This is a genomic window from Microbacterium sp. LWO13-1.2 (assembly GCF_038397725.1).
Taxonomy (GTDB): Bacteria; Actinomycetota; Actinomycetes; order Actinomycetales; family Microbacteriaceae; genus Microbacterium.
In genome coordinates this window covers 3,620,715-3,634,495 of record NZ_CP151634.1, presented here as the reverse complement: position 1 = coordinate 3,634,495, position 13,781 = coordinate 3,620,715, and the positions used below count along the sequence as shown (strand labels likewise).

Genomic DNA, 13,781 nt, shown 5'->3' with positions numbered 1-13,781 from the left:
TCGCTCGACGACATCGCGTTCAGATTCCCAGCGCGGCCTTCGTCTCGGCATCCGTGCGACGACGGATCGCGACGATCGCGAGGGTCGCGATGACGGCGATCAGAACCGAGCCGATGATGCTCGCGAGCCACAGCCAGATGCTGTCCTGGCCGACGCCCGCCCACTGCATGGCCGTGTAGATGACCCCGGCCGCCACGGTCGCGATCGCCGGGGTGAGGGCGACGCCGCGCAATTCACGGCCACTGACCAGGAAATGCGCACCGATGCCGAGCGCGCACGCGGCGACGAGTGCGAGAAGGATGTACATCGTGGGGTCAGGCGACGAAGCCGACGCGGCGTGATTCCTCGGTGCCCAGTTCGATGTAGGCGAGGTTCGCGGTCGGGACCAGGTAGGAGTTGCCCTTCACATCGGCGAAGTTCATGTGCGTCGTACCCTGCTCGAGAGCAGTGGCGACCTGGGTGCGGACCTCGTCGGCGGAGGCTCCGGTGTCGAAGCTCAGCTCGCGGCCGGTGTTGATGATGCCGATGCGGATTTCCACGCGTGCTCCTCGCGATTCAGTGACGACGTTCTCGTCGGGGACTGCGCCCAACTCTACCCCGGTGGTGCCGGCGCGGATCGGTCGTCGCTGCTGGTTTCGCCCTGAGCGCACAGGGCGACGGGCCGCGGCGGGGAGTGATGTCCGCGCACCCCGCTAGCGTGGAGAACATGACCCCGGATGCTGCGCAGCGAGCCGTCGTCGGCGCCCCTGCGACCGCATCCGGCGTGATCATCGGAGCACCGGGAACGGGAAAGACGCGCACTCTCACCGACCGTGTCGTGCATCTGCTCGGCTCCGGAATCCGGCCTGCCGAGGTGCTGGTGCTGACGCCCAACCGGAAGGCGGCGACGATGCTGCGCGATCGCATCGGCGTGCGCATCGACCAGGCGACTCCCGGGCCGCTGGCCCGATCCCTCGGCTCCTTCGCCTTCCAGCTGGTGCGCGGTGCGATGGTGCAGCAGGGCGACGAACCTCCGGCGCTGCTCACCGGGGCCGATCAGGACCGCATCATCGCCGAGCTCCTCGCCGGTCACGAGAGTGATGAAGAGGATGGTGTCGAGCGCTGGCCGGCACAGCTCAGCGCCATGGTCCGCTCCTCGAAGGACTTCCGTTCGGAGCTGCGCGCGTTCATCGCCGAGTGCGCCGAGCTCGGGGTGTCGCCGGCAGAGCTGCGGGCATCCGACCGCGTCGCCTGGCGCGCCGTCGCGGCCTTCCTCATCGAGTACCGCGGCGTGCTCGACCAGTTCCGCTCCGCGCATCGTGATGCCGCTGATCTGCTCAGCGAGGCCGCCGTTCTGCTGCGCACGGCCGACACGGCGTCGCTCGGAGCCCTTGGTGAACTGCGGGCGGTGCTCATCGACGACGCCCAGGAGCTCACCTCCGGCGGCATCGCGATCGTGCAGGCCCTGCGCGATCGCGGGATCGCGGTGCTCGCCTTCGGAGATCCCGACATCTCGTCCGGTGCGTTCCGCGGCGCGAGCCCCGAGCTGTTCGCCCGACTGGCCGCCGTGCTCGGCGACGTGTTCGTCCTCGACGAGCCGCACCGGCAGACACCCGCTCTCACCGATCTGACCCGCCGGGTGACCCAGGCGATCGGAGTCGCCGGCCGGGTCGAGCACCGGCGAGCCCCGGCGCCGCGCGACGAGCAGGCGCAGGACGCCGGCATCACGACCTTCCTCGCCCCGTCGCCCCACGAGGAGATCGACCGCATCGCGGCCGTCCTGCGTGAGTGGCACCTCGAGCAGGGCATCGCGTGGGACCGGATGGCGGTGCTGGCGCACGACACCCGGCAGGTGGTGAACTTTGACGTCGAGCTGGCTGCGCGAGAGGTGCCGACTCGCTCCGCGGGTGTGCAGCGACCGCTGGGCAGCGAGCAGGTCGTGCGTGACATCCTCGGCATCGTCCGCCTCGCCATGACGCCGGTGGCCGAGCGCGAGGCGGATGCTCTGGCCGAGGCGCTGCGCACGCCCTTCGGCGGCCTCGACGGCGTCGGACTCCGCAGGCTCCGGGCCGGTCTCCGGCATCGTGAGCTGGAGAACGGGGGCTCGGCACCCGCACGCGAGCTGCTCCGCGTGGCGCTGGCCGAGCCGGCGACTCTTGACCTGCTCGACACGCCTGAGGCACGGACGGCAGCGCGATTCGGCTCGCTGCTGCAGAAGGTCTCCGACGCGGCAGCGACGGGGGAGACCATCCACGAGCTGCTCTGGCGGGTGTGGGATGCGGCCAGAGCTCCGAGCGGGCGTCGTCTCGACGAGGCCTGGCGCGAGGCGTCGGAGGCGCCGGGAGGCGCAGAGGCCGGACGTCGACTCGATGCGCTCGTTGCCCTGTTCGACGCCGCCAAGCGCTCGGTGGAGCGCGTGCAGGAGGGGGGACCGGCTCGCTTCATCTCCGACATCATCGACAGCGAGGTGCCCGAAGACACCCTCTCGTCCCCTGAGCGTCCGGGAACGGTGACGTTGCTGACCCCCGCAACGGCTCTCGGCACCGAGTTCGACGCCGTCGTCATCGCGGGGGTCCAGGACGGCGTCTGGCCCAATGTCCGGCTGCGCGGCGGGATGCTCGACACCTGGCGCCTCGCCGACACGATCACGGCGGCGCGGAACGGCCATCCGCTGGACGAGCCGGACACCCAGGGCCGCCGCCGCACGGTGCTGCACGACGAGCTGCGCCTGTTCGTTCGCGCACTGTCCAGGGCCCGCCGGCTGCTGCTCGTCACCGCCGTCGACGACGACGATTCGTCGCCGAGCGCCCTGTTCGGCTTCCTTCCGGAACCGCGCCCCGACGCCGGTGATCGCCTGGCACATCCGCTCACGCTGCGTGGCCTCGTCGCGCGGCACCGTCGCACGCTCACCAGTTCCGATGACGCGCATGCCCGTGCCGAGGCCGCCGGTCAACTGCGATTGCTCGCCGAGGCGGGCGTGCCCGGTGCCGACCCGTCCACCTGGTACGGGATGCGCGAGCCGTCCAGTACCGCGCCGCTGCGCGATCTCGACAACGCCGGTGTCCGCGTCTCCCCGTCGCGCCTCGAGGCCTTCGAGGAGTGCGGCCTCGGCTGGGTTGTGTCAGCGCTCGGCGGCGACACGGTGGTGGCGCCCTCGGCGGGAATCGGTACGATCCTGCACGCCGCGATGGAGCGCGTCCCCGAGGGCGGGATCGAGCAGCTGCGCGAGATCGTCGCCGAGCGATGGCCCGAGCTCGACTTCGAGACCGCCTGGATCGGGCGCAAGGAACGGCGCCGAGCCGACCTCTACGTCGACCGGATGCAGGCGTACCTGAGCGAGGTGTCCCGTGACGGCGGGCGTGTCGTCGGATCGGAGGCGGAGTTCCGCTTCGCCGTCGGGCTGTCCGACGACCTCGACGAGGTCACGGTTGAGCCTGTGGAGGGCACGGCTCCCGCGGGGCGGGCGCTGGTGAGCGGCGTGATCGACCGCGTCGAGGTCTACGCCTCGGGCGCCGGCGAGCACCGACCTGCGCGCGGCCAACGCTGGACCGAGATGGCGCAGGGCGCCGGAGGCGAGCGCGTCGTCGTGGTCGACCTGAAGAGCGGGAAGTACGAGCCGGACACCGAGTCGGCGGTGCTCGAGCACGCGCAGCTCGCCGCCTACCAGGTGGCGGTGCAGGAGGGGCTGGTCGACGGCGCGAACGCCGACGCCCTGGTCGGGGCGCGTCTGGTGATCGTGTCGAAGACAGTCGGGAAGAGCGATTATCGGGTGGCGCATCAGCACACGCTCGGCGACGAGCAGCGCACGGCTTTCCTGCACCGGGTCGCGGACGCAGGCAGAGGGATGGCGGCGAGCAGCTTCACCGCCCAGGTGCAGGCGCACTGCGAGGATACGCAGGTGTACGTCAAACCGTGCCGCATCCACACCGTCGAGGCGGTGAGCTCGTGACGGCATGGACGGGCGAACTGGCGCTCACGGCCATCGACATCGCCGCCGCTCTCGGCCAGCCGCCGCCCACGGCCGCACAGCAGCGCGTCATCGAGGCGCCGCCCGGACCTGCCCTGGTGGTCGCCGGTGCCGGATCGGGCAAGACGGAGACGATGTCGGGGCGGGTGGTCTGGCTCGTCGCGAACGGCCATGTCCGCCGCGACGAGGTCCTCGGGCTGACCTTCACCCGCAAAGCGGCCGGTGAGCTCGCCGAGCGCATCGGTGCGCGGCTCGCGCTGGTCGACGAGTACGGGCGACGCGGTCTGCTTCCGCACCTCACCGAGATCGTGCGCAGCGGGGCGCTGGAGCGGGTCGAAGCGGCATCCGCCGGTCGTCAGCGCGAGCTGGTGCGCTCGACGGTGCTCGACGAGCTCTCCCTGCGCTTCGGTACTGGCTGGGACCCGTCGGCTCCGCGCCCGGCGGAGGAGATCATGATCCGTCCGAGGGTGTCGACTTACAACGCGTTCGCCGACTCGCTGGTGCGCGAGCACGCGGCGCGGATCGGCCGCGACCCGGATGCCGCGATGCTCAGCCAGTCTGCGTCGTGGCTTCTCGCCCGCACCGTCGTGCATCGCTCGCAGGATCCCGACCTCGAGGAGATCGAGCGATCGCCGTCGGGAGTGATCGATGCGGTGCAGCGTCTCGCCGGCGACGCCCTCGATCATCGAGCCCCCATCGCGGACATCGAGAGGATCGCCAGCGCGCAGGCGGAGGCTTTCGGGCCGTACCGGGAACGCGCGATCGTGGAGACGGCGGCGTCGAACCTCGAGAACGTGCCGGTCCTCACCCGGCTCGTCTCCGAGTACGTCGCCGAGAAGTCCCGTCGTGGCGTGCTCGACTTCGCCGACCAGGTCAGCGGCGCCTTCGACATCGTGGAGGGCTCGGCCGATGTGCGCGAGGCACTGCGGGAGCAGTACCGGGTGGTGCTGCTCGACGAGTACCAGGACACCTCCGTCATCCAGACCCGGTTCCTCGCTGCGCTGTTCCACGACACCGCGGTGATGGCCGTCGGCGACCCGCACCAGTCGATCTACGGATGGCGCGGCGCGAGTGCCGACAACCTCTACGCGTTCGGCCGCGAGTTCGCCCGTACGCAACCGGCGGCGAACTACAGCCTGATGACGAGCTGGCGCAACGACCGCACCATCCTCGATGTCGCCAACCGCGTGCTGCTCTCGCTGCAGCGCGCCGAGCTCAGTGTGCCCGAGCTGGAGCCACGGCCGGGAGCGGGCGAGGGCGCTGTCGACGTGCGATTCGCGCTCACCGTCGAGGATGAGGCCGACGACGTCGCTGCGTGGTTCGCCGATCGTCGTGACATGGCGGCGGGAGCATCGAGCGGCGCCGTCCTTTTCCGGTCAAAGAAGCACATGCAGACCTTCGCCTCGGCCCTCGGGCGTAGGGGCATCCCGCATCGCATCCTGGGATTGGGCGGGTTGCTGTCGACTCCCGAGGTCGTCGACGTCGTCTCTGCGCTGCGGGTGATCCACGATCCGACGGCCGGATCCGCGCTGATCCGCCTGCTCGTCGGCCCTCGCTTCGCGGTCGGCGTCGCCGATATGGCTGCGCTGTACGACCTCGCGATGACCCTCGCCAAACGAGATGGATCGCTCACCCCGCTCCCGGACGAGGTACAGGCGCGGCTGCGCTCCTCGCAGGGAGCGGACGAAGCTGTTTCGATCGTCGACGCTGTCGACTTCGTGCGCGGCATCGACGACGGCTACCGGATGCTCGAGGCGATCACCCCGACGGGGCGTGCGCGTCTGCGCGAGGCCGGCGAGATGCTCGAGCGGTTGCGCCGTGCCTCCACGCAGCCCATCCCCGAGCTGATCCGCCTGATCGAGACCGAGTTGCGGCTCGACATCGAACTCGCGACGAACGAGACCAGGGGCCCGGCGCGTACGGCGTCGACACAGCTGCGCGCGTTCACGGACGAGGTGCGCGCCTTCCTCACGGCCGACGAACGCGGAACGATCGGGAACCTGCTCGCGTGGCTCGACAAGGCCGAGCGCACCGACGAGCTGATGCCGCGGACGGAGCCGCCGGAGCCAGGGGTCGTGCAGTTGCTCACCATCCACGGGTCGAAGGGGCTGGAGTGGGACGCCGTGGCCGTGGTGCGCCTGGTCGACGATGAGCTGCCAGGCACACCGAAGGAGACCGCCGGCTGGTTCGGATTCGGGATGCTTCCGTTCGCGCTCCGCGGCGATCGCACGGCCCTGCCTGTGTTCTCCTGGGATCCGGTCGCGGAGATGGCTGCGGCCGGCGACGATCCGAAGAAGCGCCACAAGGCCGCTCTGGATGCCCTGGGCAGCGGCCGGACCAAGGCCTACCCTGCCGGAGGCGCGCTGGAGCGGTTCAAGTCCGAGTACCGCGACTACCAGCAGCAGGAGGAGCGACGGCTGGCCTACGTGGCCTTCACCAGAGCCCGTACCCACCTGCTGCTCAGCGGTGCGCATTGGGCAGGGCAGAAGAAGCCGCGCACGCCCAGTCCGTACCTCCTGGAGGCGATCGAGATCCTCGGTCTCGACGCCATCGACGGCGTCGACCCGGATGAGAACCCTTATGAGGGCGCATCGCGCACCGCCGCGTGGCCCCGTGACCCGCTCGGCGGACGCCGAGGCGTCGTTTCGCGTGCGGCCGAGGAGGTGCGTGCCGCGATGACGTCCACCGCAGCGCCGCAGGCGACACGGGAACTCGAGCGGCTCCTCGCGGAGCGCGCCGAGCGCCAGCGCGGCGCGATCGCCCACGTACCGACCAGGGTTCCGGCGTCGCGATTCAAGGACTACATCGGCGACTTCGCCGGGACCGCCCGCACGATCGCCCGCCCGATGCCGGAGCGCCCGTACACGCAGACCCGGATCGGAACACTGTTCCACTCCTGGGTGGAGCACCGCTCCGGTCTGGTCGGCGCCGATTCCTCGCTCGATGACGGACTGTGGGAGATCGACGACGACGAGGCCCGGCTCGACGACGTCGCCAGGGCCGACGAAGCGGCCCTGGCCCGATTGCGCGACACCTTCGAACGCAGCGAGTGGGGTGCGCTCAAGCCGATCGCCGTCGAGATCGAGATCGACTTCGCCCTCGGAGCGGGAGTGTCGTCGGGCGCTGACTCCGACGAGTCAGGGCACATCGTCATCTGCAAGCTCGACGCCGTCTATCGGCGGGACGACCGTGGAGGTCGAATCGAGATCGTTGACTGGAAGACGGGTAAGGCACCGCGCACCGCCGAGGAACGCGAGGAGCGGATGCTCCAGCTCGCCCTCTATCGCCTGGCTTACCACCGCCGATTCGGTGTGCCGCTGGGGGAGATCGACGTCGCGCTGTACTACGTGGCCGACGACCTCGTCATCCGAGGAGAGCGGATCTACTCGGAGGCGGAACTCTTCCAGCGCTGGAGTGCCGCCCGCGCTGCGCGTTGAGCCTCGTCTGAGTCTCCCGCCGCAGCCCTGCGGTCATCGTCGACCTCCTGATCGGACGCATTCGCCGTCTGCTCGACGTCTTCCAGCGGAAAGAGCCCCGACTCGACGATGCCGGAAAGATCTTCGGTCTCCACGTTCGTCATCGCGGCGCGGCGGTCCACCGATGCATCGGGCTCGTCATCGCGGGCGTGCGACGCCCGGTCGAGCGAGGGGACGGATGCCGTTGCATCCGCGTCGTGCCACAGGTCGTCGGGATTGTAGGCATCGGTCTGCATGGAGGTGTCGACCGCGACAGCAGCCGAGGCCGGCACGCGATCCAGCGCGTCGAGGGCCGAGTCGACGCCCTCGCTCCGCGCGGCGATCACATTCCTGTCGTCGTCACGAAGCCCGGCGGCGAGAGCCTCCAGGAGAGCAGCCGCATCGTCGACGATGTCTGTGCGGCGCAGCGAGTCCCCATGCACCAACCACCGTGCGAATTCCAGTTCGGCGAGCAGCCGAGCACGCACCTCTAGTGCCGCATCCGGCACTCGCCCCGCCGCCCGCGCATACGAGGCATGGACATCGGGCGCCGCATCCGGTGCGGCCGACAGCCAGGCGAGATCGACGGCAGGGTCGCCGACCGACAGGCCGTGCCAGCCGACCAGGCCGATGACCTGCGGTCCGAGTTCCGGGTCGTCATCGAACAGGAAGGAGGTCGCCTGCACGCCGCCCAGCACGACCGTGGCCTCGAACCGCCAGAGATCGTCATCGGCGACGGCCTCACGCCAGCGCACGGTGAGCCGCGCGGGAACCCGGCCGGTCGCGGCCGCGGTGTCCACCAGCCGACGCACCTCGTCGCGGCCCTCCTCGGCGGAACGCGTGGAGAGACCGGCGCCGCGGACGACGGAGATCGGCATCCCGTGCGCCGCGGCGATCGCGGCGCCCATCGATTCGGCAGCCCCTGGTCCCGCCGGGACCAGGGGTGCCTCGATCTGGAAGCCCGGAAGCAGTTCGGTGACGAGCGCCCGGCCATCGCCGAGGCGCGTCTCGCCGATGTACTCCGGCGCGCGGAAGGGCAGCATGGCGCGTGCGCCCGCGGTGAGCGCGCGCAAGGCCAGCGCTTCGGCGGCGAGTTCGCGCGCCGTTTCATCGTCGTCCGCCACGCGGATCGCGAGTTCGCGGCGGTCGGCGAGGGTGACGACGGCCGAGTCGAAACGGGCGTCGCCGTCGGCGGTCAGCGGGCGCGCGCCCGTCACGTCCGCCCCGGGCAACGCGGCCGTCACCGCCGCGGCTAGAGTGAAAGGAGAGCGTGCCATGCCCCCAGGGTAGGTCGGTGCAGGGGCGGTCCCGCCCTCGCCACGCCCGTGAGAGAGGGAGTCGATGACCATCAAGCGTCCAACTCTCGACCGCGCGGCCGAACTCCGCACCGAGGTGGGCGTCGTCGATCGCCTCCGCGAGGATGCGACAACGCGAGTCGTCATGGTGCGCAACGGCCGGGTTCGAGTGGACCTGGCGGCTGTTCCGGACGAGCCCCGCACGCCGGTCGGGGAGAGAGACGAAACGCATCGAACCGGCATCGACACCCCGGCGATCGCGCTCGTCCTGGTCACGCCGACGGAAGTCGGCGACGCCACGTGGGCCGTGCTCGGGCGCGATCCTGCGGGCGCCGCGATCCTGCTCGCGGCGGTCGCAGACGCCGCTGAGGCCATCGACGCCGCTCCCGAAGAGACGTGGTTGGGGCTCCGCGACGTCGGAGCACGCCTCGGTGCGCTCGATGCCGAGCTTCTCGTCGAAGCGATCGCGCTCGCCGGTTGGCTGCGCGATGCGCCGTTCTGCGCCGTGTGCGGTGGCGGCACGGAAGTGCGCCAGGCCGGTTGGTCGCGGCGCTGCCTCTCCTGCGGTCGTGAACATTTCCCGCGCACCGATCCGGCGGTCATCGTCGCCGTGGAGAGCGTCGACGGTCAACGGCTGCTGCTCGGAGCGAACGCGAACTGGGGAGGCCGGATGTACTCCTGCTTCGCCGGTTTCGCCGAGGCCGGCGAATCCCTGGAGCAGGTCGTGCACCGGGAGATCGAAGAAGAGGCAGGCGTGCGCCTCACCGCGATCCGCTACATCTCATCGCAACCGTGGCCGTACCCGCGCTCGCTGATGATCGGCTTCCGCGCGGTCGTCGAGGACGAGTCCGCGGCCCGCGCAGACGGCGAAGAGATCATCGACGTCCGCTGGTTCACGCGTGCCGAGATCGGCACCGCTCTCGACGGCGAAGGGCCCGTCGGTCTTCCCGGTTCCGCCTCGATCGCCAGGGCGCTGATCCGCGACTGGTACGAGGATCGAGCATGAGCGCACCGGACACCGTCGGGGGAGCGTTGGCGGCTCTCGACGACCGCCAGCGCGAGGCCGCCTCCGTGCTGCGCGGGCCCGTCGCCGTGCTCGCCGGTGCCGGAACAGGCAAGACCCGCGTGATCACGCACCGGATCGCGCACGGCGTCGACACCGGTACCTACTCGCCCTCCCGGGTGATGGCCGTCACATTCACGGCGAAGGCCGCCGGAGAGTTGCGCGGCAGGTTGCGCGCTCTCGGCGTCGAAGGGGTCGCCGCCCGCACGTTCCACGCCGCAGCGCTCGCACAGCTGAACTTCTTCTGGCCGACGCTGGCGGGCTCGCCCGCACCCTCGATCATCGACAACAAGGTGCGTCTGCTCGGACAGGCGGCCGACGGTCTTCGGATGAGGCCGAACACCGCCACCCTCAGGGATATCGCCTCCGCGATCGAGTGGCGCAAGGTCTCGATGCTGTCCATCGACCAGCACGCGGCTCTCGGCCGCACGGTGAACGGCGTGGACGCCACGCAGCTGTCCGAACTGCAGCGCGCATACGAGGCGTTGAAGGATGAGCGACGTCAGCTCGACTTCGAGGATGTGCTCCTGGCGTGCGCGGGGATGCTGGAGGCGGAGCCGCGGGTCGCCGCATCCGTTCACGAGCAGTACCGCCACTTCACCGTCGACGAGTACCAGGACGTCTCGCCGCTGCAGAACCGGCTGCTCGAGCTGTGGCTGGGCGACCGACGCGACCTCTGCGTCGTCGGCGACGCGAGCCAGACGATCTACTCCTTCGCCGGTGCTGAACAGCGCTTCCTCCTGGAGTTCGAGCGTCGCTACCCCGATGCCACTGTGGTGCGCCTGGAGACCAACTACCGCTCCCAGCCACCGATCCTCACCGCGGCGAACGCGCTGATGCGAGGCCGGCCAGGAGCCTTGGAGCTTGTTCCGGCGCGCGATTCGTTCACCGCCGACACCCCGACGGTCACGGCCTACGACACTGAGACGGAGGAGGCCGCCGGTGTCGCCGCAGCCGTCACCGCACGCATCGCTGCGGGTGCATCGCCGGCCGACATCGCCGTGCTCTATCGGGCGCACGCCCAGTCCGCAGCCCTGCAGCAGGCGCTCGGGGCGGCGGGTATTCCGACCACCGTGCTCGGCGGAACCCGGTTCTTCGCCATGCCGGAGGTGCGGCAGGCCATTCTCGCGCTCCGTGGCGCCGCGGTCGCGCCGACTGAGCGGGATTTCCTCGGGAACGTGGAGAAAGTACTCCGCGAGCTCGGCCTGACCGAGGAGCCGCCCGAGGCCGGCGGTGCTCAGCGGGACGGCTGGGAGGCGCGGCGGGCGATTCTTCGGCTCGCGGAGGAAGCGGGCTCCGACGCCACGCTGCGCTCGTTCAGCGACGCGCTGATGGCGAGGGCGAAGGACCAGCACGAGCCGACCATGCGGACGGTGACGCTGTCGACGCTGCATGCCGCGAAGGGCCTGGAATGGCCGCACGTGCATCTGGCAGGGTGGGCCGAAGGCGCGTTGCCGATCTCGTACGCGACGACATTCGAGGCCGTGGACGAGGAACGTCGTCTCGCGTATGTCGGCGTCACGCGGGCTGCGCGAACGCTGTCCTTGTCGTGGTCGCGCGCGGCAGGACGAGGGGAGCGGGCACCGTCGCGCTTTCTCGCTGAGATGGGAACGACTGCTCGCGGCACCGGCATTCTGCGTGAAACGTCACCGAGCGCCACGCGCGGGCGCCGTCTGCAGTGATCTGAGCGATCGCTGATGCGTCGCTCTCCGGTGCCGACAGGATGCGGGCGGCGAGGGCAGCGGCCTCTGCCACGTGCACGACCGCGATGGGGCCGGAATGGCGAGCGATCAGCTGGGCATGGAGCCGAGGCCATGCCGGGTCGCGATCGCGCTCATGTCCGTCGCGGCAGGAGAGGCAGGGGGTGATCCCGGGGACGACGAGCGGGCCGACCGTGACACGTCCGGTTTCGAAGGCCACCGGGAGGTGCGGGATGTCCGCGCTGAGGTACGGGGCGAGCTGAAGGGCCGCCGCCGCGCCCTGCACGAGGATCACGCCGATGGCATCTGGATCCGTGCGTGCGCCCGAGGAGAGTCCCTCGTCGGCGAGAGCGTCCCGCATCCGGTACTCGCAACGCGCGTCTGTGATGTTGACACCCTCCACCCAGACCGCGGGCGGCGGAGGCGGGTCGTCGACGAGCAACGGCTGGAGACGTCGCAGCAGCATCCGCGCCTCATCGCGAGGCGCCCCGGACGCGTGAGCGATGACGTCGAAGCCTCGGCGCTGGAAGCCGGCGCACATCCGGACCAGCAGGGCCTCGACCCAGACGCCGACGACCTCGATGCGCACGCTTCCGTCGACGCCGAGCTGCAGCGTCTGCTCGTCGCGCCAGAGCAGGGGAGCGGACGGGTCGAGCCGGGTGATCGTCTTGGACGAGAGCGGAGACATGCCCCGATTCTCACGACTGCCGAGAGCGCGCGGGGCACTCGAAGGGCATCCGTGGACAACTTCCGGATATCTCCCGTTGGGGAGGAGAAGTGGATACTCCGCTCAGACCGGTCGGTCGCCCCCGGTGCCGTGTTCGTCTTCCGGTGCGTCCGCGTCGCCTTCCGGCGCATCCGAGTGCGGTCCGCTGTCCGAAACCGGCTCCGCTTCCGTTCCGCCGGTGAAGTCGTCGCCGTCCAGGAGGCGCGCGAGCGCTTCGTCGAACTCGTCGGCCACCGGCTCGTCGCCGCGGGCGATGGCCTGCAGGCGGGCCACCAGCGCGCTGGGATCGTCGATGTCCTCAGCCGTCGGCATGAGGTCGGGGTAGTCCCACAGCGCGTCGCGGGCGGCCGTTCCGACGGCATCCGTCACCGCCTGCCACATGGCGACGGCTTCGCGCATCCGTCGTGGGCGCAGCTTCAACCCGACCAGCGCGCCGAGGGCATCCTCGGCCGGCCCGCCGACAGCACGCCGGCGACGAGCAGCCTCGGCGAGGCGTGCGCCGTCGGGTAGCCGCGAGGTGGCCTGAGCAGTGACCACGTCGACCCATCCGTCGATCGTCGCGACGAGGTTCTCGAGCCTGGTCAGAGCCTCGCGCTGCGCCTCGGTCTGCGTCGGAAGAAGTGCGCCGCCCTCGATGGCGGCTCGCAGCTCCTCGGGGTTCGACGGGTCGAGTCGGCTTGCGACGTCCTCCAGGGCATCGACGTCGACGGTGACCCCGCGGGCGAAGTCGGTGATCTGGGCCATCACGTGCAGGTGCAGCCACTTGGCATGGCGATACAGACGGGCGTGGGCGAGTTCGCGCGTCGCGAGGTACAGCGCGATCTGGTCCTCGGGGATCTCGAGTCCTTCGCCGAACGCGGTGAGGTTCTGCGGGATCACCGCGGCGGTGCCGGCCGGCAGCACCGGAATGCCGACGTCGCCGCCGGAGACCACCTCGAGCGACAGGTTGCCGAGCACCTGGCCGAACTGGGCGGCGAACACCGAGCCGCCGAGTCCGCGCATGAGCTTGCCCGCCCCCTGCACGAGTCCGCGCATCTCCTCGGGGACCTGCGTGTCGAGCGCGCTGGTGAGGGCGTCGGCGATGCTCGTCGACACCGGGTCGGCGATCTCCTTCCACACCGGCAGGGTCGCCTCCACCCATTCGCCGCGGGTCATCGCCTTCGGTGCCTCGGCGAGCTCCGAGATCGTCGTCGCCTCGCTGAGCCACAGGTTCGCCAAGGTGAACGCGTCGACGAGCGAGCCGCGGGAGCCGTCGGTGATGCTCTGGCCGTCGCGGTTCGCGATGTGCAGCGCCTGCCGCAGCGCGTTCTCCCATGCGTCTCCGCCGAAGGCGCCCTGCAGCTGCGACATGATCGTCGACATCATCGCCGGGTCGAGCTGCAGGCCCTCCATGCCGGCGAGGGCGCCCTGCACCGCCTCCGGGTCGATGTCGCCGGCGCCCTGGCCGGACAGCATCCGTCGCAGGAACTCCTGGAAGTCTTCAGGGGTGGGATCGTTGTCTGCCATGTCGCTCGCCCTCTCAGCACGCCGATAGCCGTGGCATCTACGCTAGTTGCAGGTTTCTGCACGTGACCCCGAAGCGGGCAGATCGCTGT

The 13,781-nt window shown here is 70.5% G+C and carries 8 protein-coding genes; 4 read left to right on the top strand and 4 right to left on the bottom strand.

What is annotated here, in order from left to right:
• Window positions 1–19 precede the first annotated feature (19 nt).
• Together MRBLWO13_RS17390 and MRBLWO13_RS17385 are read right to left on the bottom strand one after the other, a co-directional pair.
• Window positions 20–307, bottom strand: a complete 288-nt coding sequence (locus MRBLWO13_RS17390; protein WP_341975343.1) for a hypothetical protein — start codon at window positions 305–307, stop codon at window positions 20–22.
• Between the two features lie 7 nt (window positions 308–314).
• Window positions 315–539 carry a DUF3107 domain-containing protein gene (locus tag MRBLWO13_RS17385; RefSeq protein ID WP_341975342.1) on the bottom strand — a complete coding sequence of 75 codons (225 nt, stop codon included), beginning with the start codon at window positions 537–539 and terminating at the stop codon, window positions 315–317.
• A 167-nt stretch (window positions 540–706) separates the two neighbouring features.
• On the opposite strand from MRBLWO13_RS17385, the gene MRBLWO13_RS17380 reads away from it, so the two are divergent.
• Both MRBLWO13_RS17380 and MRBLWO13_RS17375 read left to right on the top strand, forming a co-directional pair.
• A complete protein-coding gene (locus MRBLWO13_RS17380) occupies window positions 707–3,928 on the top strand; it encodes an ATP-dependent DNA helicase (protein WP_341975341.1) in 3,222 nt (1,073 codons plus the stop codon).
• Window positions 3,925–7,383 (top strand): ATP-dependent DNA helicase, encoded by a 3,459-nt coding sequence (locus MRBLWO13_RS17375; protein ID WP_341975340.1) that lies wholly within the window; start codon window positions 3,925–3,927, stop codon window positions 7,381–7,383. Before MRBLWO13_RS17380 ends, MRBLWO13_RS17375 begins: the two co-directional genes overlap by 4 nt.
• Here MRBLWO13_RS17375 and MRBLWO13_RS17370 read toward each other — a convergent pair.
• Window positions 7,329–8,678 (bottom strand): hypothetical protein, encoded by a 1,350-nt coding sequence (locus tag MRBLWO13_RS17370; RefSeq protein WP_341975339.1) that lies wholly within the window; start codon window positions 8,676–8,678, stop codon window positions 7,329–7,331. The genes MRBLWO13_RS17375 and MRBLWO13_RS17370 overlap by 55 nt on opposite strands.
• 64 nt (window positions 8,679–8,742) lie before the next feature.
• Between MRBLWO13_RS17370 and nudC the strand changes: the two genes are divergently transcribed.
• Complete coding sequence (gene nudC / locus MRBLWO13_RS17365; protein ID WP_341975338.1) at window positions 8,743–9,702, top strand: NAD(+) diphosphatase; 960 nt, start codon at window positions 8,743–8,745, stop codon at window positions 9,700–9,702.
• Window positions 9,699–11,441: an ATP-dependent helicase gene (locus MRBLWO13_RS17360; protein ID WP_341975337.1), complete on the top strand. Its 1,743-nt coding sequence runs from the start codon at window positions 9,699–9,701 to the stop codon at window positions 11,439–11,441. Before nudC ends, MRBLWO13_RS17360 begins: the two co-directional genes overlap by 4 nt.
• 808 nt (window positions 11,442–12,249) lie before the next feature.
• On the opposite strand, the gene MRBLWO13_RS17355 is transcribed toward MRBLWO13_RS17360, so the two are convergent.
• On the bottom strand, window positions 12,250–13,692 hold the full coding sequence (locus MRBLWO13_RS17355; protein ID WP_341975336.1) for a zinc-dependent metalloprotease: 1,443 nt from the start codon (window positions 13,690–13,692) through the stop codon (window positions 12,250–12,252).
• Window positions 13,693–13,781 lie beyond the last annotated feature (89 nt).

What these genes read in the sequence shown, in the direction of transcription:
- MRBLWO13_RS17390 (WP_341975343.1), bottom strand. Translation starts at nt 307, where the DNA reads ATGTACATCCTTCTCGCACTCGTCGCCGCGTGCGCGCTCGGCATCGGT.
- MRBLWO13_RS17380 (WP_341975341.1), top strand. Translation starts at nt 707, where the DNA reads ATGACCCCGGATGCTGCGCAGCGAGCCGTCGTCGGCGCCCCTGCGACC.
- MRBLWO13_RS17370 (WP_341975339.1), bottom strand. Translation starts at nt 8,678, where the DNA reads ATGGCACGCTCTCCTTTCACTCTAGCCGCGGCGGTGACGGCCGCGTTG.
- nudC (WP_341975338.1), top strand. Translation starts at nt 8,743, where the DNA reads ATGACCATCAAGCGTCCAACTCTCGACCGCGCGGCCGAACTCCGCACC.
- MRBLWO13_RS17360 (WP_341975337.1), top strand. Translation starts at nt 9,699, where the DNA reads ATGAGCGCACCGGACACCGTCGGGGGAGCGTTGGCGGCTCTCGACGAC.
- MRBLWO13_RS17355 (WP_341975336.1), bottom strand. Translation starts at nt 13,692, where the DNA reads ATGGCAGACAACGATCCCACCCCTGAAGACTTCCAGGAGTTCCTGCGA.